The following is a 22,244-nucleotide window of genomic DNA, read 5'->3' as shown; positions in this document are numbered from 1 at the left end:
CTAGCCCTTGCTAGCCGCGCTGAGTACACTAAACCTCATTTCCCTTTTAGACTCGCCCAGCATATGTCACTGTTTGTTGAAGTTGCGTTACCTGTGCCTATGCGGCAAAACTTTACTTATCGCGTAAAGACAAACGAGCAAAGCGATGATAGCTCCCAAGCCAAGCCACAAATTGGCGTTCGGGTCAAAGTCCCCTTTGGACGCCAACAACTTATTGGGCTCGTTACCGCGATTACCGACAGTTGCGATCTGGCGCCAACGCAACTGAAATCCGTTATAGAGTTTATTGATGACGCGCCCTTATTGCCAGAATCGCTCTATAAATTAACCCTATGGGCGGCCAGATACTACTTTTGCAGCCAAGGCCAAATGCTCACTCAAGCCTTACCTGTAGCACTGCGCAAGGGCCTAGATGCCGCGCCACAAAAAATCCAGTACTGGCACATCACAGAGCTAGGCAGCAATATTGCGCCAGAAACCTTAAAACGCGCGCCCGCTCAAAAAAAATTACTCGAACAGCTAAAACAAACCAGTCTCACCCAGGAAGAAGTCACCAGCCTAGCGCTGAACAAGACCGCGCTCAAAACCTTAGAAGATAAAGGCTGGATTGCCCGCCACGAAAAACTCGCCGAGCTCAATCTCGATTGGCGCAGCCAACTCGAGCTCGATGAAACGCCCCACAGGCTAAATAAAGAGCAAGCAATTGCCGTAACGGTATTAACGCAGCAACAAGGATATCACTGTACTCTGCTCGAGGGCATTACCGGTTCGGGTAAAACAGAAGTCTATTTAGCCTTGCTCGAACATATCCTTAAACAAGGTAAACAAGCACTTATTCTAGTGCCTGAAATTGGCCTCACGCCGCAAACCATCAATCGCTTTAAACGCCGATTTAAGGTGAATGTTGCCGTGCTGCACTCAGGTTTAACCGACAATCAGCGCCTCGAAGCCTGGCGACAAGCTCGCTGTGGCCAAGCGGCCATCATCATTGGTACTCGCTCCGCATTGTTTACGCCGATGGCATTTCCCGGTGTAATCATCCTCGACGAAGAACACGACAGCAGCTTTAAACAGCAAGAAGGCGTTGGTTATCATGCCCGCGACTTAGCGGTAATGCGTGGGCATTTAGAATCAATCCCAGTGATTTTAGGGTCAGCAACGCCTTCCTTAGAAAGCCTGCAAAATGCGCTCAGTGGTCGTTATCATCATCTGCAACTCGGTGAGCGGGCTGGTAATGCTAAAAAAGTACGCCAAGGTATTATCGATATTAAAAACCTGCCCCTCAAGGCGGGCATGTCGGCGCCACTGATCAACGAGATCCGCAGCCATTTAGAGGCCGGCAATCAGGTATTACTATTTTTAAACCGCCGCGGGTTTGCACCAGCACTGCTCTGCCATGAATGTGGCCACTTACACGAATGCGATCGCTGCGATGCATTTTTTACCGTACATCAATCCCTTGGGGAAATTCGCTGCCACCACTGTGGTAATCAATATGCCATCCCAAGGCAATGCCATAATTGCGGCAGTACCATGTTGATGGGCCAAGGTATTGGTACCGAGCAGCTCGCCGAAGCACTGCAATTGGAGTTTCCAAAATATCCAGTGGTGCGTATCGATCGCGATACCACCCGCCTTAAAGGTTCGCTAGAAAACCATTTAAGTGCGATTCATAAGGGCGAATATAAAATCTTGGTTGGCACCCAAATGCTGGCCAAAGGGCACCACTTCCCTGATGTTACCTTAGTGGGCTTACTCGATGTCGATGGTGCGCTATTTAGCGCCGACTTTAGGGCGCCAGAGCGCTTCGGCCAGCTTTATACCCAAGTGGCGGGCCGCGCTGGGCGGGCCAATAAACCCGGTACAGTGCTTCTGCAAACTCACCAGAGTGATAACCCGATCCTTAGGGATTTACTCCACCGCGGTTATGGCGAATTTGCCCGCAGTCAATTAAAAGAACGGCAAATGGCGCTCTTGCCACCCGCTTGGCATATGGTACTGGTGCGCGCCGAGGCGCATTCTGCCTTAGATGCTGACAATTTTCTTAATGCGTTTGCATCCTTGCTGCCCCAAGATAAAGAGTTTGAGATTATCGGCCCAATGCCCGCGCCACTCGATCGAAAGGCCGGTAAGTTCCGCCGCCAGTTGATGTTTCAGGCCAAACACAGACATAGATTACAGCAGGAGTTCGAGCGTATTTATCCGCTGGTGGAACAACTGCCCGAAGCCAAACGCTGCCGCTGGAGCCTAGATAGGGATCCGCAGGATCTGTTGTGATTCAATAATTTGATAAAAAATCATCGGGAAGATAGCAATTAGTCACCACAAACGGCTAAAATACGCGGTTATTCCCTGTATTCACTCTTAAAGTTAGTAGCTAATTAACCCATGAAATCACATATCCAATCATTACTTGACCAAACCATCGAATCCTTTAAACAACAAGGTATTTTACCTGCGGATTTTGAGGCCCGAATTCAAGTAGATCGAACCAAGGATAAGAGCCATGGCGACTTGGCAACCAACGTAGCCATGATGCTAACCAAGGCAACGGGTAAAAATCCGCGTGAATTAGCACAGCTGATCATCGACAACCTTCCCGCCTCCGCCTATGTGGCAAAAGTTGAAATTGCAGGCCCAGGTTTTATCAACTTCTTCATCGATGACAGCGCACTGGCTAACCAATTACAAGCCGCGATTGGCGATGCGCATTTAGGGATCAAATTACCCGCACCACAAACTGTTGTGGTGGATTATTCATCACCCAACCTCGCCAAAGAGATGCACGTAGGTCACCTGCGTTCAACCATCATCGGCGATAGCGTGGTGCGCACCCTCGAGTTTTTAGGCCACAAAGTGATCCGTCAAAACCACGTGGGCGACTGGGGCACCCAATTTGGTATGTTGCTGGCTTACATGGAAGAATTACGTGCAGCCAATGGCGAACAAGCCCAATTAGAGTTATCGGATCTCGAAACCTTCTACCGCGCCGCCAAACTGCGTTTCGACGAATCGGCTGAGTTCGCGACCCGCGCCCGTCAGCTTGTGGTTGCACTGCAATCCGGTGATGAGTACTGCAACAAACTGTGGCGCGAATTTAACGATATTTCGCTAAGCCATTGCCACGAAGTATACGAGCGTTTAGGGGTGAGTTTAACCCGCGCCGACGTGCACGGTGAAAGCGCCTACAACGCCGATTTAGAGCAAGTTGTTAAAGATTTAGATGCCCAAGGTTTATTGACTGAAAGTAACGGCGCCAAAGTGGTCTTCCAAGAGGCCTTCCGCACAAAAGAAGGCGAACCACTGCCGGTTATCATTCAAAAAGCCGATGGTGGTTACCTGTACGCCACAACCGACTTAGCCGCGATGCGTTACCGCTCAAGTGTACTCAAAGCCGACCGCGTGCTGTACTTTGTTGATTTACGCCAAGCACTGCACTTCCAGCAAGTGTTTAGCCTTGCCAAACTGGCCAAGTTTGTCCGCGAGGATATGTCACTCGAGCACTTAGGCTTTGGTACTATGAATGGCGAAGATGGTCGTCCGTTCAAGACCCGTACTGGTGGCGTGGTGAAATTAGTTGATCTGCTCGACGAAGCCAACAGCCGCGCGCTGGAATTAGTTCGCAGTAAGAATCCAGATATGGATGAAGCGATACTTGCAGAGATTGCCCGCGTAGTTGGGATCAGCGCGGTAAAATATGCTGATCTGTCGAAAAACCGTACCAGCGATTACATCTTCAGCTTCGAGCAAATGCTGAGCTTTGAAGGCAATACCGCGCCTTACCTGTTATACGCTTACACCCGTGTCGCTGGCATTTTTAAGCGTGCGACCGATGTTGACTTAAGCCAAGCCAAAATCGTACTCGACCACGAAAAAGAGAAAGATCTAGGCAACAAACTGGCGCAGTTTGGTGAAATCCTAAGCCGTGTTATCGACAAAGGCCAACCACATGTGCTCTGCGGTTACCTCTATGAATTAGCAGGGGCTTTCTCTAGTTTCTATGAGGCCTGCCCAGTGCTTGCAGCCGATAACGACGAGCAAAAACACAGTCGTTTACTGCTGTCACAACTGACGGCGAGCACTCTGCAAAAAGGCCTAAATCTACTAGGTATCGAAACCCTAGAACGGATGTAAGCCATGAGCAATCGTGACTATGCCAACAGAAGACCGCAATCGGGCGCAAAACCGCGCCCGATCCGCGCGACACGCGCAAGGCCTGCGGCTAAAAAGGCCCCGCCTAGCCGTAAGCTTCCTATTCCTTTGATCCTGTTTGCCTTTATTGCTGTAGGCAGTTTTGGCTATTTTCTGTGGAGCATTAAAGACACGGCCAAGCAGGAAGCGCCTGTAGAAGTCAAAACAGAAAAAGAAGTGAAGACAAAAGAACCTGCTGCTCTCCTTACACCAAAGGTGAAAGAGACTGAACGCCAAGAGGTCGCCGTCGCCGCTCCGGTAGAGGAACAGCCGGTAGTTGAAGTGCCGAAGAAAGATCCGAATGCCTTGCCGCCTAAACCCAAGGAAGAATGGACCTATCTGGACGAGCTTGAGAATAAACACGTCGAAGTGGATATTCCTGATGTCGTGGCGACGCGAGCGCCACAGCAATATCAATTGCAGTGCGCCTCATTCCGTCAGGAGTCGCAGGCGAACCAGATGAAGGCCGTGATTGCATTCCAAGGATTAGAAGCGCAGGTCAGGCAAATTGAGGGCACCTCAGGCACTTGGTACAAAGTCATCCTCGGGCCTTATGAGCGCAAACGTGATGCCGAGCGTAAGCGTCACACCTTGCAAAATGCAGGGATCAATGGCTGCCAACTCTTAGCCATTCCTAAGTAATCCTACTCGGAAATGGGTCTCTGAATCGCGGCGCGTGAGCCATCACGCGCCGCGATTTTTTATCTTCTTGCCAACTGAAGTCCGCTCCCAACCACCCTCTTTCGCCTCGTTTTAAACATTGAGCTAATACCAATCGTATTAAATATCTGTTCATTCAGCGGGAGTTAAACGGGCTTTAGACAAGGCGAAGGCTTGAAGGCATAGTGGCGCTCTGTCGAAAGCCTTAAACGCAGTATAAAGCACGTTCAACCCCGCCCTTCGGGAGCCTCACAGGCATCTCACTCCCGTGTTACATTGACTTAAAAGGGAATAACCATTTCTTCGTCAATGCGCCTTGGATTGAGATGCCTGTGAGGCTCTGAACTGATTAGATATTTAATGTGATTGGTATAAGTCACAATTTCATTTTATAGAATTTATAACCACCTATTTTTACACAGTAAATTTGTTTATTAAGAAAGATTAATATGGCGTTTAATTGACCTAGATCAAACTTAGGCGTATCTCTTAATAAACAGCAAAACCTGTTGTCTACTCTCCAAAAACCAACCTCAGGGTGAAGTATTATGAATGCATTAATCGAGATCGAAGCCTCTGAATTTAGCCAACTGTTCAAAAGTGGTGACGCCTTAAGTATCCGGATGTTTATGGAGCATGTTCACATGCCTTTAGATGTGCAGGATAAGATTTACAACGAAATTTCCGCCTTAGCAGTACTTGAACAAGACACTATCGCGCGGCTTATCGAAACCCATTCCCACTCCGAAATCTCTGAACGTTTGGCCTATTAACGCGCTTAGTCTTAATACAATGTAACGCCAACGGATGGCTTCATTGAATTCCCCCTGTACCGCGTCAATTAGATGCATTCGTCCGAAACATTTTCAACCAATCATCCTTGTCAATCCTATGCAAAACCGCAAAAAATAAGGCCAAATATCACTATTTGGCCTTAGGTTTATTGGTGCTTAAGTTATGAATATTTAAGCACCTGCATGGTTTAGTGTCTTAAGCTTTCTCTTTTAAGCCTATGCTATTCATCCAGTAATCGAAATCGACCATATTACCGGGCAACACAATACGGCTAGACTTTTGGCTTAAACCATCAAGCTGCTTAAAGTATTGCTCACCGAGTTGCATACGCAGTGCGTTATGGCCACCAGGAGCGGCAATCACTGTTGCTAAACGTTCAATCGATTCGGCAGTTGCGCGCGACAGCGTTAAAATCTCCTCCGCTTTACCTTCGGCCTCGTTGATACGACGCTGCATTTCCCCCTCAGAACGGTTAATCGTTTCCGCTTTAATCCCTTCGGAACGATTGATCTTACTCTGCTTATCACCCTCACTCTTTGCCAGTAATGCACGGCGCTCACGCTCGGCATTCACTTGCATTTCCATGGCGTTTTTCACCGTCTCGGGCGGCGTGATGTTCTTAATCTCATAACGATGCACGCGGATCCCCCACATGGCGCCTGCTTGGTCGAGCACTTCGACTACCTTGGCCGAAATCACATCCCTCTCTTCAAAGGTGCGGTCGAGATCTAAAGTGCCGATCACAGAGCGCGTGGTGGTCTGTGCCAGCTGGATAGCCGCATAACGATAGTCGGTGATGCCGTAGCTTGCCTTCACAGGATCGGTAACAGAGATATAAATCACCCCATCGACTTCCACATTTACCTCATCGCTCGAGAAGCACTCCTGTGGTGGCACGTCGATAGTTTCCTCTTTTAAGTCATGGATATAAGCCACTTTATCGACAAATGGGATCAGGGTGTGGAAACCCGCATCTAACGTCGAGTGGTACTTACCTAAACGCTCAACGATATAAGCCGATTTAGTCGGGACTAAGCGAATGGATTGGAACAGCTTAATCACAAATATGGCGAAAATCAGTCCCCAAATAACCATTACTGCGACATCAGTATTCAATGGGATTTCCATTAGCGTGCTCCTTTGCTAGTTGCATTATGGCCAGCCACGGTTTGGGTGACTTGTTCCATTCCTTCGAAGAATCCTTCGAGTTTTGCCATTTCAGCCGGGACGACCGACACTTGCGAATCGTTGAGGATCTTACCAACCTGAGCAATAAACTGCTCTTTTAACAACATATTCATCGCATCGGTACCGCCATTAACCGCTAACGCTTGGGAAATCATTGCCATGCCTTCGGACTTTGCCTTAGCAATAATGGCAATCTCTTGGCCTGTGCCCTTAGCTTCGTTGATACGCTTCTGTTTTTGGCCTTCAGAAATGTTAATCGCTTCTTGGCGTTCACCCTCTGACATATTGATCATCGCGGCCTTTTCAGCATTGGCTAGGGTAATTTCAGCGCGTTTACGGCGCTCAGCTTCCATTTGTTTTTCAAGGGTATGGATCACGTGGCGCGATGGCGTGATATTGCGGATCTCATAACGTAACACTTTGATCCCCCAAGGCTCAGACGCCTTATCAATCTCGCGCACTATGGATTCGTTTAAGCGGTCACGCTCGGAAAAGGTTTCACTCAAAGTGAGCTTACCGATTTCAGAACGCATCGTAGTTTGCGCCAGATTGACGGCAGCTTTACGATAGTTTTCAATACCGTAGCTCGCTAGTTTTCCATCCATAACCTTGAGATACACTAAACCATCCACTTCAAGCTGAGTGTTATCCTTGGAGATACAGCTTTGTGGCGGCACGTCGAGCACTTGCTCACGGGTATCGTGGCGATAGGCCACACGGTCGAAAAAGGGAATTAAGAAATGAAATCCCGGTTGTAACACAGTGCGAAATTTCCCTAAACGCTCAATGACATGCACCTCACGCATTGGCACTATTAGCATGAGCTTATAGAGAATAAACAAGACAAATAAAATGATTAAGGTAAACACAAACATAGACTCATCCTTTAGTTTTGAGACGTTGCCTGATGAACAGGCTCAACCACTAGGGCAATGTTTTCACGGCAGATAATCCTGACCTCAGAGCCCGCAGCAATGACACTACCATCCCCCAATGCGGGCCATTCGCTCCCTTGAAACTCGACTCTTCCTGTCGATTGTCCTGGGCCTATGGTTTGTTTCACTCGAGCGATTTGATTGTAGATATCAAGTTCTTCATCGGTGTTGTCCACATGGGAATCCCCACCGACCAATTTTTGTGTGACTTGCCGAAAGGCAAGCAATAGGACAATGGCCGACATAAACCACAGTGTCAGACTTTGAACTAAGCCTTCCACTAGGCCAATACCTAAGGCACCTGCGACCACTAAACAGGCGGCACCAAGAAGCACAACTATACCTCCGGGTATCACCAGTTCCGCTAGCATCAAGATAATCCCGATAATAGACCAGATGACAATCAGATTCGAAAACTCCATATTTCCCCCTGAAATGAGAGCATCCAGTGCAGCACTATAGCAGCAGAACAACAGACGCGCGACATAATATGTCATAAATTTATACGCCGATTTTTAAACGACAGCAAGGGAAATAACTGAAGCTGACTAATAGGCTGAATCGCTTTATAGGGAAAACGCTATGGGTTTCTGTTCTAAAATTAAGCACAATCAATTCAAAAAGTTAGCTTAAAACATCAACAAACAAGAATGAAAACAATAAATAATCATACAAAATCAATAAATTAAGCAAACACAAACCCACAATATGATTATGTGATTTTCACAACAACATTCGATAAAAACTTTGAATAATTGTAAATTTTTGCATATATTGCCCGCACTTTTGACCTAGCTCTCTGTCGGGGGTCGACTCAAGACACAACACCTGAGTCGCTTTGCCATACAGTGCACAGAGCAGGAACTGAGTACAACCTTATTAACCTCTACCCCTACAACAGGAAATAACAATGAAAAAGACATGCCTATGTCTAGCATTAATGCTTTCACCTCAAGCATTTGCTGGTGACTTAGTACAGTGGTGGGATTTCAGTGCAACCGCCCTTTATGGCGAAGACTACGACTTGGCTCCTTCGGACAAGCAAACGACAGTCACACTCGAAACCGCTGGTGCATGGAAATACGGTGATTGGTTTGCCTTCCAAGATTTTATCTATTTCAAAGGCGACCACACGGGCATGGATAGCACCACCTACGGAGAGATTTCACCGCGCTTTAGCGCGAGTAAAATCCTCGGCGAAAAGATTGCCTTCGGCCCAATTACCGATCTTTCATTAGCCCTCACCTACGAAGAAGGTGAAGGCCCTGTGCATAGCTTGCTCTATGGCTTAGGGGTCGATGTTGCCGTGCCTTACTTTACTTACCTTAACTTCAACACCTATCGTCGCGATGCGATGAGCTCAGGCAACATCAGTGATGGTTGGCAGTTCACCCCAGTATTCAGAATCGATATCCCTGTAGGGTCTGCTAACATCATTCTCGATGGCTTTATCGATTGGGTATTTGCAACAGACAACAGTGGTTATGAAGAGAACTTCCACTTTAACCCTCAGCTTAAATACGATTTAGGTAAGAGCCTATTTGGTGACCATAAGGCAAATAAACTGCTGGTAGGTATTGAGTACGATCTGTGGACCAATAAATACGGCGTGAAAGGTATCGACCAAGACACTTACTCTGTGATTGCTCAGTACCACTTCTAACAGTGACTGGCAAAAGTCAAAGTTACTTTTGAAAATTAAAAAGGTGCCCAAGGCACCTTTTTTGTTATTGAGCCACTCGCTTTGCAGGGGAGTGATATTGAACCAAGATTACGCGAGTAACTTCTTAGCCGCTGCAACCACGATAGAAACCGCACTGACTTCGGTTTTCTTCATTGTTGCTTCATCAGGAATTTCTTGTTGAGTACGGTTTACGATCACACCCGCCACACAGGCAGCGCGCCAACCTTGAGTCGCACACATAGTAAATAGGGTGGCTGATTCCATTTCATAGTTCAGCACGCCCATTTCTTGCCACTCTTTCATTGAACCAGCAAAACGGCGGGTCACACGGCCAGTGACAGTGTCGTAACGCTCTTGACCTGGATAGAAGGTATCTGAAGATGCGGTAACACCAATATGTGGCTCTACGCCCGCATCGCGGCACGCAGCAACCATAGCTGTGGTACATTCAAAGTTAGCCACTGCTGGGAACTCCATTGGTGCAAAATGTAAGCTCGCGCCATCTAAACGCACTGACGCTTGAGTCACAATCACATCACCCACATTCACATGGGGTTGAATCGCACCTGTAGTACCAACACGTAAGAAGGTATTCACGCCTAATTGCGCTAACTCTTCTACCGCAATCGATGTTGATGGACCACCGATACCGGTAGAACAAATCACCACTGGCTTACCTTCAGCATACGCTAAGTAGCTGGTGTACTCGCGGTGGCTTGCAAGAAACGTTGGATTATCCATTAACTCAGCAATACGTTTTACACGCTCAGGATCGCCTGGCACAATCGCCAACGTAGCGCCATCGAGCATCGCTTTGGTCAAACCTAAATGAAATACATCAGCCATCGTGAAAACCCCTTTCATTTTTGATAGTAAAATTCTTATATAATCGACTTTAACCTAGTATCGAAGCGGTGAAGGTTAACTTGATCACAGAATTATCGGCAAGAAGAATTGTTCATCCGTAATGTAATTACCAAATCTATTACAGCTTGATCACAAAGATAGCAAATCTGTGATGCTTCTGTGAGCTTGTATCAATTACGTGGAATAAAGTGTGAGTCAGATCTGACTCAATCGCCACATCAAGCAATATAAAAGATATAGATCATTGATTTATAGCTGATTTGCTGAAATCACGCTTTAGTATTAACCTGTAGAAGGACAAATATTGATCCATATCACGTTTATTCATTATGCCTAAGGTTAGGGTTAAGACGAGACCAAAGCACAGTAGAAAGACGACAAGGAGAACGCCAATGTTTCCAGAGTACCGAGATCTGATTACCACCTTAAAGACCCAAGATGCTCATTTTCAACGTAAATTCAACGAGCACAATCAATTAGATGAGGAAATCAAACAACTGGAAAAACGTGTCGGTAGTGATTTCAATCCCGCAGTGAAAGAGCTCAAGAGCAAAAAACTCCACTTAAAAGAAGAGATCTATCAAATTCTCAAATCCCACAGCTAAGCTGCTATCACGGGAAAAACTAAGGGCGCCGCAGCGCCCTTTTTGTTGCTATCTAAGACCGATTACAAATAGTAATCCTTCAGGGGTGGGAAGCCATTAAAACACACCGCTGAATAAGTCGTGGTGTAAGCACCGGCGGTTAACCAGTACATACGGTCTCCAATCGCTAGGTCATTCGGTAAACCATAGCTGTAGTGCTCATACATAATGTCGGCGCTGTCGCAGGTTGGGCCAGCAATCACACACTTATCCAGCTCACCCTGTTTATGGGTGAAGATTGGGAATTTAATTGCCTCATCCATGGTTTCGATTAAACCAGAGAACTTACCCACATCGGTAAATACCCAACGCTCTAATGCGGTGTAGGATTTCTTACTGATCAACACCACCTCAGACACCAGCACCCCAGCGTTAGAGATCAGCGAACGACCCGGCTCCAAAATAATTTGGGGAAGATCATCACCAAAATCTTCCTTCAGGAAGTGAGTGATTTGCTCAGCATAGACACCGAGTTGATTGGTTTTGTCGATATAATTCGCAGGGAAACCGCCCCCCATGTTGATCATCTTCAATACAATATTGTGCTCATCGCGCAAACGATCGAAGATACTTTTCACTTTACCAATCGCCGAATCCCAAGCACCGATATCACGCTGCTGTGATCCCACGTGGAATGAAATACCGTAGGGTTCTAAGCCGAGTTCCTTCGCCAACACTAACAGCTCATAAGCCATCTCATTTTGGCAACCAAACTTACGAGACAGTGGCCAATCGGCGGTGTCTGTGCCTTCGGTCAGGATACGCACATAGATGCGTGAACCTGGTGCTTCTTCGGCGATCATACGTAAGTCAGCTTCAGAATCCGATGCATACATACGCACGCCACGCTCATAAAAAGCACGTACATCTTGGCGCTTTTTAATGGTATTGCCATAGCTAACACGGTCAGCTGTAACGCCGACATTCATAACCATATCTAGCTCATAAATCGAGGCAATATCAAAGTTTGACCCTTTATTTTTTAGTAATGTCAGGATCTCAGCCGCTGGGTTTGCCTTAACTGCATAATAAACATTGGCATAAGGAAAACTATTAACCATGTCATCGTATTGTTTCGCAATGATACTGGTATCAATCACTACGAACGGGGTCGCTTTATCCTTCGCAAACTCTTCAATACGTTTGAAGGTTTGAGCATCATAATAGTCAGCAACATCAATAGATTGAAATTGGCTCATTGGGCCAGAGTCTCCTTTGGGTCAGATGATAAAAAGTCGTTATGTGTCTTAAAAACGTGCGCAGTAAACGCTATTTTTTTAGTTAACGCAACGAATTTTTATGCTTAATAACTAACTTTTTATTCCAACAAATATTAAGCCGAGTTGGACCTAAAAAAACTATTTTTAAAACAAATAATTATGCATAAGAGTTCAGCAAAGAATCTTAAGCTTTATTAACGCTAAAAATGAATTTTTTAAGATGGCAGCCCGCTTTAGCTAAGGGCAGATTATCAGGGAGAAAACGATAGGATGAACCTTAAGTTCCACGGCGTAGTAATACCGAGCGAGAAAACACATCTGTAGTGTTATATAAGGATTAGTCAGATATAAAAGAGGGGAAATCTCTCCCCCTCAGATAGGGCGTAGTCCTACGACTTTACTGCTGTGACTCATTTAATTTGACTAAGGCTTGGCCTAGGGCTTCGCTGGAGTCAAAGTAAGCAATATCTTGAATATTGAGATTATCCAATAAAATCATGGTTGCCATATCTTTGGTATCGGGCAATAGGCGGCTAATCTGCCCTTCCCTGTCTAAACCAATGGCAAAAGGCAGTTCCTGCATTTGTGGTACAGCCACAAATTTGGCTATCAGCGATGGCATACCACTGATATCAGCCACATAAACTAAATGCGCAGGAAACTTATCCCCCGTTAAAGGCGTTAGAGTTTCTTTAATGATATCGCCACCTTTCATGCTACGACTAAAGAGCACTACTTTGGTTTGTTCGGTAACACTGACCGCCTTATCATTTTGATCTTGCAATGAAATAGGACTTATCGCGTCTCCCGCTACATAACTTGTAGCCAACGCCATCATGGGAGTGAAAAGGAAGGACAGGCACAACAACAGCTTTCTCATAAACACTTAGCTCCATTTTAGATACGGGCAATAGCATACCCGAGTCTGGTAACCCGCTCATTTAATCCGAGCTATTACATGATACGCTTCACAATGCATCACGAATACGTCTTTAAAAGACGTCCACTCACATGGGATATATCAGACTTAGCGACCTAACTTCAAACACTACACTTGCAATTTTAGTCTGTTACAAGTTTACTGTGCTGCCAAAATATCGATAGTGACGGAATACTATGTTGTTGATACTTATCATTATAGCCTTTATCGTACTCTTTGTTTTTTTCGCAAAGTACCAAAAAAAGAAGATTCAAGCCGAAGCGCTTACCGCAGGGGAACCCTCAGCGCTACTCAATCATGGACTCACATTAATCAATCAGGGCGAAGTCAACTCAGGCCTAGACTATATTCAGCAAGCCGTTGATAAGGGCTTTGCCGTGGCCGCCATTGCCATGGCCGAGCTGTATTCGGGTCGATTCCAACAAGTCCCCGCCGATCCCAAGGCATCTGAATATTGGTATCGAAAAGCCGCCGAGATCGATCCGCAATATTTACCCATGCTCACCCTAACTAGCTTGGTCGCCACAGAGGCACAAACACCCGAGCAGTTACGCGAACAGGTAGAACAGCTCAAAACCAGTGCAGAAGCGGGGCAAGTCGAGTTTCAATATGAGCTCGCCTATTTGTATCTCAGACAACCCTTTCTCGATCCCGATGCAAGCCAAGCCATTTACTGGTTTGAAAAAGCCATCGCCCAAGGAAACCAAGATGCCTATTACCACTTAGGTACACTCTACTGGCACGATGAACGTGTCACTTCTGACTATGTTAAAGCGCGGGAATACTTTGAGAAAGCCGTCGCCGCCGGTGATGAACTCGCAAAAGATAACCTAGGCCATATGCTTGCCGCAGGCCAAGGCGGCCCTAAGGATCTCGTCCGTGCCGAAGCCCTACTCAGCGAATATGCCGTAGAAAATGATTTTCGTCAGTATTACCTAGGTAAACGTTTCCTCTATGGTGAAGATTTTGCCGTCGACTATGGTAAGGCTCGCTATTGGTTAGAAAAATCCTGCGCCGCTGACAATGTTTTTGCCAAGTTAGCGCTGGCACACCTTAAACTACTCGACCCACAAACGGATAATGACTACCAGCAGGCAAGAACAGAATTCGAGACGCTAGCGTCCCAGTGGCAAGAGGAAGCACTATTCGGCCTAGGTAAAATCTATGAAGAAGGCTTAGGTGTCTCGCGCCAACCGATTAAAGCCTTAATGTATTACCAACTCGCAGCGATGAGCCATATCAGGGACTATCAAGACGCATATGAGAAGCTCAGTAAGCGCTTAGGAACCTTAGAGATCCGCGAAGCCCAAAGCCTGTGTAATAACTTTCTACATCAACATCCTATCCCCAATGAGCAGCAGGCTTATTACTACCTTAACCAAGCAGAAATCTACCGCAAGGGTGAGCATCCGAGCCGCGAAGCGCTGCAAACCGCAGAGACTTGGTACCGTAAAGCTGCCGACTTGGGCAGCCAAGATGGTATGCAAGCCCTCGTTGATATCAACCGCCATGAGTCGATTGATAAACCGGTTCAGACATATATTTGGTCGAGCATATTACTGCGCAACTTTGGCAAATACGGGATGAATAGCGATCAGCTTTTGTATCAACAACAAGTCCTGCCGCGCTTAACAGAGTCCGAGTTGTTGTATGCCCAAGATGAAATCGAGAGGATTGAAACTCAGCTAGCACCTTACTTACAGAGTAATGAATAAGGATTAAATTGCTGATTACTAGGGTTTAGCCGTTTGGCCAAACCCTATTATTAAAAACCACGGCTTAAGCCGTGGTTTTGCTCAAATGCCGCAGCAATGTTGCCAACGTAGGCGCAACGGTTTGATGGGATGGATAACACAAACCAATACGGCGAAACATCCGAGGCCCATCGAATTTAATCTGTTTAAGCCGAGGCTCGTCTTCGATTAATCCATCGGGAAGAAAACTCACCCCAAATCCCGCCAATACCAGCGACATCACTAAAGACTTAGATTCTGCCTTCGCCACCAAATTAAGCGACAAATTACTGCATGCGAGTAAGCCTATGGTTTGCTGATGCGCTTCGCAGGGTGGGCACTCAATAAAATCGTACTGACTTAACTCTTCGGGACGAATACTGCTGAGCTGCGCAAGCGGATGCTCAGTCGGCACGCATAGCACATAATCCTCCTCCCAAAGCGGAAAAAACACTTCATCCTCATGGCGTAAACTGTCTAAAGTTAATCGGCAATCCGCAGGGCTTTGATAATCCAGCAGTTCTAAATCTAAATGACTAATCGCCTGATTGATTTGAGTTAATAATCCTGCAAGACGACGCTGACTCAGATCGGGCATCACGGCTAAGCGCAACTTTTGCCGACTCGCCTTAGCCATAAATAGAGCAGGTAATTTACTGGCCTCCTCCACCAACTTAACCGCCAGTGGATAAAGATAGTGAGCACTGTCTAAGGCCTTTACGCCCTTTTTACTGCGCTCGAATAAGGCACCGCCAAGCTCTTCCTCTAACTGTTTAAGCCCAGCGGAAAGCGAGGGTTGACTGACATAACAACGTGTTGCCGCCGCGGTAATATTGTTTTCTTCATAAATTGCGATAAAAAACCTTAATAGGCGTAAATCAACCATTTGCCTTCACCAGTCTGCCCAGCATATGTCATAGGCAAATCCTATCATATCCAGTGGGAATAAGTATTTTCCAGCCTAAAAATCCCCTTCTATACTGATGAACAAGCTAGATATTGCTCAATTAACCACATTCTTCGCAGATAAAGATAGGAAACTCAAATGACAAAGCCCACTAAATCCCTCGTTGTGATCACAGGCGCTTCATCTGGTATTGGCGCAGCTATCGCTAAAAGTTTTAGTGCTGCCGGACACCCACTCTTACTGTTAGCGCGCCGAGTCGAGGCAATGCAAGCCCTTGCTTTACCAAACAGTTTATCTATCAGTGTTGATGTAACCGATGCAGACGCTATCAAGGCGGCGATTAATCAAGCGGAAGCACAGTTTGGCTCTGTGGGTTGCCTAATCAACAACGCAGGCGTCATGTTGCTTGGGCAAATCGATACCCAAGATCCTAACGAGTGGAGCCGTATGCTCAATATCAATGTAATGGGCGTGCTCAATGGTATCCATGCAGTTTTAGCCGGAATGAAGGCGCGCAAAACGGGCACCATTATCAACATCAGCTCAGTGGCGGGACGTAAGACCTTCCCCAACCATGCGGCTTATTGCGCGACTAAATTTGCCGTGCATGCCTTAACCGAAAACATCCGCGAAGAAGTGGCAATGGACGATGTACGCCTAATCACTATTGCACCGGGAGCGGTCGAGACAGAACTCTTAAGCCACACCACGGATGATGCTATCAAAGCGGGTTACCATGATTGGAAAACACAAATGGGCGGGGTGATTGCCCCCGAAAACGTTGCCGCAGCAGCATTATTTGCTTGGCAACAACCGCAAAATGTGTGTGTGCGTGAGATAGTGTTAGCGCCGACACGCCAGCAACCTTAAGCGACTTACTTGGCGCGACCTCGCCAGAATCATGGGTGAAACGCAGTGTGCGAGTGCCGCTGCGTTAAAAAATTTAAAACTCAGTCAAGCGTTATCAACACCTAGTAGGCAAAATCTCCCCCTCCATAAAGCGAAAATGGAGCTAAATCATTTCGAACAACTACTTTAGATATTGCAAATTTTACAAAGTGTTAACTCGATCACTATCCATTTTCAGACCTTTACAACCTTAAATCCACTCTATTACACAAAACACTAATTTAGCTGTAAAAACAACCTGTTGTTTTTGAAAATGTAAATATCTGTCAAAGTCACTCCCTCATCAGTCAATTAGATTTTTATCAATGAAATTTTTATCAATTAGATTTTTTTAATGGAAGTGATATACCTCAAATAAACATCCCATCACCTTTGATAAATTTATTCACAAGGTGGAAGCAATAGCCACATTCCACCAACAAAGTCATGTGAATGACAATTAAGAAAGGATGAGATGATGAAAACTTCAACTAAGATCGCAATTGCCGTCGCACTAATTAGCAGCTTAGGCCTCCAAGCCTATGCCGCCGAAGGGGGTAATCCTAAAAAAGGGAAACACCTCTATAAAAAAGAATGTAAAGCCTGCCATAGCCAAGGTGGTGAAGGTGGCGAGCTAACCCCAATGAGCAAAACCATGAGCCAATGGGATCGCTTCTTCGACAAAGATAAACACAAACTCAAACCTGAGGTATTCAACGGCCTCACCGAGCAAGATCTCAAAGATATACAGCAATTCCTGTATGACCATGCCGCCGACTCGGAGCAACCGCAAACCTGCGGTTAATTGCTGCTAAGCCTAAATCAAAGGGATAACCGCAGGCCTGCAACTGCAAGTTAACCCATTGAAATAAAATCCAAGCCCAATAAGAGAAAAATGGGGAGCACACCTCAGGGCCTCCTGTTGGGTAAATTTGGCACAGAGCCTTGAGCCAGTGCCAGCGGAACACTCAGGGAGAAACCCTATGCGTACACGTACACTCATTTCGATATTGGTTGCTAATGCGCTGTTTATGTCCGGCCAAACCTTTGCCGCAGCCAACGAAACGCCAGCCGACACCCAAAAAATGGCCGAGCTGAAACAACAGCTTGCCGATATCACCGAACAGCTCGATGAACTCAATAGCCGCGTCGATAAAACCGAACGCCACACCTCGTTAGACCGCCTTGAAATCACCGGAGATTTTAGAACCAAGGCCCACTCACTGCATTACCGCGATGTTGTTTGGAACCCCGCCATTAAGGTGGACTTTAATGACTTTGGCGCCAAGGCCATGTCCGGCGCCTTTGGGATGCCAAACGATCCTAACTCACCACTCGGCCAGATGATGCAAGCCAACCCAGACCTTGCCGCCGCCTTTCAAAATGGCATGTTACAGGGCGTGATGCCCTATGTACTCGCGCAGCAACATATCCAAGATATTGATAACGATATCTTTTACACCACTCGCCTGCGGTTAAATCTTAAGGCCAAGGTATGGGATAACGTCAGCTTTGCCGGTCGTCTGAGCATGTACAAAAACTGGGGCGACTCCACCGGCGTACAAGTGTTCGACTCTTGGCGCTCATTCACAATGGATGGCACCAGCAGCGGCAATACCAGTGGTGACTGGCTGCGGGTCGAGCGCGCCTATTTCGACTGGAAAAACATCAACGGCTCCGAGTTTTACCTCTCCATTGGCCGCCGCCCATCCACCTATGGCCCACCAAGCCACTACCGTGAAAACGAACTGCGTGGCGGCACGCCTTCAGGCCATTTAGTTAACTTTAACTTCGACGGTGCCACCTTAGGCTACAACCTAGGGGAAATCACTGGCGTTGAGGGGCAAGTGGTTCGCTTCTGTTATGGCCAAGGCTTTGAATCCCAATGGGGTAATGGCGAAATGTTTGGCGATATCGTTACCAAAGATACTCACCTCGGCGGCTTTAATATCGATGCCATTAACGATGGCACTAACTTCCTGCAATTTACCCTGTTTGGTGCCAAAGACGTGAACGACGGCTTTAAAGGCACAATGGCCTTCCCGACCCAACTGGCGGGGATTTTTGCCCCCACCATGTACCAGGATATGCAAAAGTTTGACAACTTTAACTTTGTCACCCGAGTACAACCTAGCGGCGTCATTGGTGATATGTACCTTGGCGGCATTGGCTTTGCGCGGGAAGAAGCTAACGATATCAAATGGTTTGCGTCACTGGGTTGGACGCGCGCAGAGCCAAATGGCAATGCCGGCATGTTCGGCGGCATGTTATCCGATGCGGTGTTTGAAGCGGAACTCAACAGCACTGGGACCGAAATCATCATGGTGCCGAAAACCAGCGATGATACCGAGACCAAAGATGGTTATGGCATCTATGTGGGTATTCAAATCCCCGCGCCCTACGGCAAGTTTGGCTTGGAATATAACTATGGTTCCGAATACTGGACGCCCTTCACCCAAGCTCAAGATGACCCTATTGGCAGCAAGTTAGCCACCCGTGGCCACGTTGGCGAAGCCTATTACATCTTTGATATCAATCCCAAGATGTTTATCAAACTGGCCGGACTCTACTACGACTACGAATACACAGGTAGCGGCACGCCTGTGGGCGCACCACAAAAAATCGATGACGTGTTAGCGGGCTCAGCCTACTCAATGCTGCCTGTGGTAGATAAGGCCTTCGATGTGAACGCCTCACTGACTATTAACTTCTAACCTAGACGCCATTCAGCCCTCGGTATCGCCGAGGGCAGGAGTACAGAATGAAAAAACTCATTGTTATTGCCTTGGCGGGTATAGCGTTGCAAGCGCAGGCCGCTAATCCCCATAAAGACGTCCTTAAAGGCCCCTTCGCAACCGGTTCTGAGGTCACGACTAAGTGTTTAACCTGCCACGAAGAACAAGCCACAGATATGATGAAAACCTCCCACTGGACATGGGAATTAGAACAAAAGCTCCCCGATAGAACCGTATTACGCGGTAAGAAAAACAGTATCAATAACTTCTGTGTGTCAATTTCCAGCAACGAGCCTCGCTGCACTAGCTGTCACGCAGGCTATGGCTGGAAGGACAACACTTTTGACTTTAAAGACAAAACTAAAGTGGACTGTCTTGTCTGCCACGACACCACAGGTACCTATGTGAAAGACCCCGCTGGTGCAGGCGAGCCTATGGCTAAACTCGATCTGGTGAAGATCGCGCAAAACGTGGGTGAACCCGTGCGGGATAACTGCGGTAGCTGCCATTTCTATGGTGGCGGTGGTGATGCGGTCAAGCACGGGGATCTCGACTCTTCTATGGCCTATCCCGATAAAGCCACCGATGTGCACATGGACAGCGACGGCAATAACTTCCAATGCCAAAACTGTCATACCACTGAAAAACATAAAATTTCGGGTAATGCTATGGGGGTATCTCCAGGTGGTATCGACCATATAGGTTGTGAGAACTGCCACGATAGCGCGCCGCACAGCAACAAAAAGCTCAATACCCATACCGCAACCGTGGCCTGCCAAACCTGCCATATTCCATTCTTCGCTAAGAATGAGCCAACCAAGATGCACTGGGATTGGTCAACTGCGGGCGATGATAAACCTGAGACCGTAGATCAATACGGCAAACACACCTATCAGAAGAAAAAGGGTGACTTTGTGTGGGAAAAAATGGTCAAGCCACAGTACGCTTGGTACAACGGCACGGCTAACGCTTATATGGCGGGGGACAAGATGGACCCGAAAGTCGTCACCAAGCTGACCTACCCTATGGGCGACATTAACGACGCTAAAGCCAAGATTTATCCCTTTAAGGTACATACAGGTAAGCAGATTTACGACAAAAAACTCAATATCTTTATCACCCCGAAAACCTACGGCAAAGGCGGATATTGGAGCGAGTTTGATTGGAATTTAGCGGCGAAACTGGGCATGGAGGTTAACACCACCATGATTGAAAAAGGCATCAAATACAGTGGTGAATATGACTTTGCTGCCACCGAAATGTGGTGGCGGATCAACCACATGGTCTCACCAAAAGAACAAGCACTTAATTGTAATGACTGCCACAACAAAGGCACTCGCCTCGATTGGCAAGCCTTGGGCTATCAAGGCGACCCGATGAAAAACAAACAAGGCCCTAAACACAAACAACAATAATTGTACTGACTCGCTGAAAGCCTATCCGAGGCTAAAGCGATTATCGCTCCCCTGCAACCTTCGAGAGCTGATGCCGTTGGCTAAGCTCTCTTTTTTATCAGCTATACTCTGCCAACAAAGACAAATCGGCACAGAGAAAAAACAATACTGTCCCAGTTTGTCTCAACCAATTGGCGTGGAAAGGAGTTTGGCTCTGTTTATAAGTCAAATCAACTGATTTTTATGGCATTTATTTTGCCTAAGCAGGCAATGTTCAATTGTGGCAACCTCTATGACCGCGGGCAAAACCCCAACACAGCACCCCACTCAACCGCTCAACCGTTTACTCGGTGAAACCAGCGGTGCATTCGCCGACCTAGGCACATTTTTACCTTTAGTCTTGGGCTTAATTGCCCTAAACCAATTTTCGCCCCAAGGGATATTTTTAGGCTTTGGCCTATTCGCCATCTTAAGCGCCTTATTTTATCGCCGTCCGATCCCCGTCCAGCCCATGAAGGTCATCGCCGCCCTTGTGATCGCCCAAGGCTTAACGCCAGGGATGCTCCAAGCCAGTGCCATGCTGATGGGTATCATACTGTTAATGTTAGCGTTTAGTGGCGCCATCACTTGGCTTGCCAAGCAATTATCCCAAGCAGTGAGTGTGGGGATTCAATTAGCGATTGGTCTGCAATTGATGTGGATGGGCACTAAGATGATGAGTGACTTTTGGTTGCTCGGACTCGGCGCGTTTGCCTTGCTGTTTGTGAGTAAATTCTTACCATTGCGTTACCTTGCCATGCCACTCGTTATCGCAGCTGGGATGTTGTGGCAAGCCAACAGCCAAACCGAAATAACTAGCAGCCTGACGATTCCCGCCTTAAGCGCCTCACTGCATTTAGCTTGGCCTAGCCTTAACGAGTGGAGTTCAGCAGCAATTTTACTGGTACTGCCACAGCTCGCCCTCACCTTAACCAATGCAGTGATAGCCACCTCGGCCATGGCGCAGGAAAAATTCCCCGAAGATGCCGCCAAACTCACGCCTAAAAACTTGGCCATTAGCTCTGGGCTGGCCAATTTGTTACTCGCGCCTTTTGGGGCGGCGGCCATGTGCCATGGCGCGGGAGGCCTTGCGGTGCAGTATCACTTTGGCGCGCGCACTCACCTCGCGCCATTAATCTTCGGTGGTACTTGTGTGGTGATTGCCCTGTTTTGGGATAGCCAAATTGCGTGGTTGCTCGGACTTATTCCTGTGGCGATTCTCGGCAGTTTGCTGTCCATCGGCGGTTTACAACTGGCGTGGTCAAAACGCCTAATCGATGGTAAGCCCTTCTGTATCTTTGTGATCTTATCTACCGCTGTGACCTGCCTAGCCATTAACGCCGCGGCAGGGCTTGCCGTGGGGATTCTTCTCGAGCAAGGTCGCCGCACTTGGGCCATGCTCGCGATGCGTTAAGCGCCAATAT

19 protein-coding genes are annotated in these 22,244 nt (G+C 47.2%); 12 read left to right on the top strand and 7 right to left on the bottom strand.

All coding sequences use genetic code 11. From position 1 onward, the window contains the following. Positions 1-63 precede the first annotated feature (63 nt). The 4 genes from priA (at position 64) to FJD32_RS03050 (ending at position 5,624) form a co-directional block, all read left to right on the top strand. Positions 64-2,277, top strand: a complete 2,214-nt coding sequence (gene priA, locus FJD32_RS03065) for a primosomal protein N' (RefSeq protein WP_122040778.1) — start codon at positions 64-66, stop codon at positions 2,275-2,277. 111 nt (positions 2,278-2,388) lie between these two features. Continuing rightward, positions 2,389-4,134: an arginine--tRNA ligase gene (gene argS, locus FJD32_RS03060; RefSeq protein WP_088586610.1), complete on the top strand. Its 1,746-nt coding sequence runs from the start codon at positions 2,389-2,391 to the stop codon at positions 4,132-4,134. A gap of 3 nt (positions 4,135-4,137) precedes the next feature. Further along, a complete protein-coding gene (locus tag FJD32_RS03055; RefSeq protein ID WP_088586609.1) occupies positions 4,138-4,833 on the top strand; it encodes an SPOR domain-containing protein in 696 nt (231 codons plus the stop codon). 566 nt (positions 4,834-5,399) lie between these two features. After that, positions 5,400-5,624, top strand: a complete 225-nt coding sequence (locus FJD32_RS03050) for a hypothetical protein (RefSeq protein WP_023266915.1) — start codon at positions 5,400-5,402, stop codon at positions 5,622-5,624. Positions 5,625-5,841: 217 nt separating this feature from the next. Here FJD32_RS03050 and FJD32_RS03045 read toward each other — a convergent pair whose 3' ends face one another. Genes FJD32_RS03045 through FJD32_RS03035 form a run of 3 tightly spaced genes read right to left on the bottom strand, consistent with a single transcriptional unit; the run spans position 5,842 to position 8,191 of the window. Further along, the gene (locus FJD32_RS03045) at positions 5,842-6,774 is read right to left on the bottom strand and encodes a stomatin-like protein (RefSeq protein WP_037422379.1); all 933 of its coding nucleotides are present in this window, start codon (positions 6,772-6,774) and stop codon (positions 5,842-5,844) included. Continuing rightward, entirely contained in the window at positions 6,774-7,709 is a 936-nt protein-coding gene (locus FJD32_RS03040; RefSeq protein ID WP_037422376.1) for a slipin family protein, read from the bottom strand. The genes FJD32_RS03045 and FJD32_RS03040 overlap by 1 nt, the downstream gene beginning before the upstream one ends. Before the next feature lie 11 nt (positions 7,710-7,720). Continuing rightward, positions 7,721-8,191 carry an NfeD family protein gene (locus FJD32_RS03035; protein ID WP_055648046.1) on the bottom strand — a complete coding sequence of 157 codons (471 nt, stop codon included), beginning with the start codon at positions 8,189-8,191 and terminating at the stop codon, positions 7,721-7,723. A 488-nt stretch (positions 8,192-8,679) separates the two neighbouring features. Here FJD32_RS03035 and FJD32_RS03030 point away from each other — a divergent pair, with 488 nt between their 5' ends. Beyond that, complete coding sequence (locus FJD32_RS03030; protein WP_055648047.1) at positions 8,680-9,432, top strand: outer membrane protein OmpK; 753 nt, start codon at positions 8,680-8,682, stop codon at positions 9,430-9,432. A gap of 108 nt (positions 9,433-9,540) precedes the next feature. Here FJD32_RS03030 and udp read toward each other — a convergent pair whose 3' ends face one another. Beyond that, entirely contained in the window at positions 9,541-10,299 is a 759-nt protein-coding gene (gene udp / locus FJD32_RS03025) for a uridine phosphorylase (RefSeq protein ID WP_140907712.1), read from the bottom strand. A gap of 413 nt (positions 10,300-10,712) precedes the next feature. On the opposite strand from udp, the gene FJD32_RS03020 reads away from it, so the two are divergent. Further along, positions 10,713-10,925 (top strand): DUF465 domain-containing protein, encoded by a 213-nt coding sequence (locus FJD32_RS03020; RefSeq protein ID WP_037428200.1) that lies wholly within the window; start codon positions 10,713-10,715, stop codon positions 10,923-10,925. Positions 10,926-10,987: 62 nt separating this feature from the next. On the opposite strand, the gene FJD32_RS03015 is transcribed toward FJD32_RS03020, so the two are convergent. Both FJD32_RS03015 and FJD32_RS03010 read right to left on the bottom strand, forming a co-directional pair. Then, positions 10,988-12,163 (bottom strand): type III PLP-dependent enzyme, encoded by a 1,176-nt coding sequence (locus FJD32_RS03015; protein ID WP_037428201.1) that lies wholly within the window; start codon positions 12,161-12,163, stop codon positions 10,988-10,990. Positions 12,164-12,581: 418 nt separating this feature from the next. Next, on the bottom strand, positions 12,582-13,064 hold the full coding sequence (locus tag FJD32_RS03010; protein ID WP_037422362.1) for a hypothetical protein: 483 nt from the start codon (positions 13,062-13,064) through the stop codon (positions 12,582-12,584). Between the two features lie 236 nt (positions 13,065-13,300). Here FJD32_RS03010 and FJD32_RS03005 point away from each other — a divergent pair, with 236 nt between their 5' ends. Continuing rightward, a complete protein-coding gene (locus FJD32_RS03005) occupies positions 13,301-14,839 on the top strand; it encodes a tetratricopeptide repeat protein (RefSeq protein ID WP_055648048.1) in 1,539 nt (512 codons plus the stop codon). A gap of 64 nt (positions 14,840-14,903) precedes the next feature. On the opposite strand, the gene FJD32_RS03000 is transcribed toward FJD32_RS03005, so the two are convergent. Then, on the bottom strand, positions 14,904-15,743 hold the full coding sequence (locus tag FJD32_RS03000) for a LysR family transcriptional regulator (RefSeq protein WP_088586608.1): 840 nt from the start codon (positions 15,741-15,743) through the stop codon (positions 14,904-14,906). A 159-nt stretch (positions 15,744-15,902) separates the two neighbouring features. Here FJD32_RS03000 and FJD32_RS02995 point away from each other — a divergent pair, with 159 nt between their 5' ends. From FJD32_RS02995 to FJD32_RS02975, 5 genes are all read left to right on the top strand, one after another. Further along, positions 15,903-16,634 carry an SDR family oxidoreductase gene (locus FJD32_RS02995; RefSeq protein WP_055648049.1) on the top strand — a complete coding sequence of 244 codons (732 nt, stop codon included), beginning with the start codon at positions 15,903-15,905 and terminating at the stop codon, positions 16,632-16,634. A 493-nt stretch (positions 16,635-17,127) separates the two neighbouring features. Then, on the top strand, positions 17,128-17,457 hold the full coding sequence (locus FJD32_RS02990) for a c-type cytochrome (RefSeq protein WP_011718452.1): 330 nt from the start codon (positions 17,128-17,130) through the stop codon (positions 17,455-17,457). A gap of 178 nt (positions 17,458-17,635) precedes the next feature. Then, a complete protein-coding gene (locus tag FJD32_RS02985) occupies positions 17,636-19,366 on the top strand; it encodes a DUF3373 domain-containing protein (RefSeq protein ID WP_055648050.1) in 1,731 nt (576 codons plus the stop codon). A gap of 47 nt (positions 19,367-19,413) precedes the next feature. Then, on the top strand, positions 19,414-20,802 hold the full coding sequence (locus FJD32_RS02980; protein ID WP_055648051.1) for a tetrathionate reductase family octaheme c-type cytochrome: 1,389 nt from the start codon (positions 19,414-19,416) through the stop codon (positions 20,800-20,802). 271 nt (positions 20,803-21,073) lie between these two features. After that, positions 21,074-22,234 carry a putative sulfate/molybdate transporter gene (locus FJD32_RS02975; protein ID WP_055648052.1) on the top strand — a complete coding sequence of 387 codons (1,161 nt, stop codon included), beginning with the start codon at positions 21,074-21,076 and terminating at the stop codon, positions 22,232-22,234. Positions 22,235-22,244: the final 10 nt, after the last annotated feature.

This window comes from Shewanella sp. LC6 (assembly GCF_006385735.2).
Lineage (GTDB): Bacteria > Pseudomonadota > Gammaproteobacteria > Enterobacterales > Shewanellaceae > Shewanella > Shewanella xiamenensis.
The sequence above is the reverse complement of the archived record's forward strand: the minus strand, read 5'-3'. Positions and strand labels throughout refer to the sequence as shown.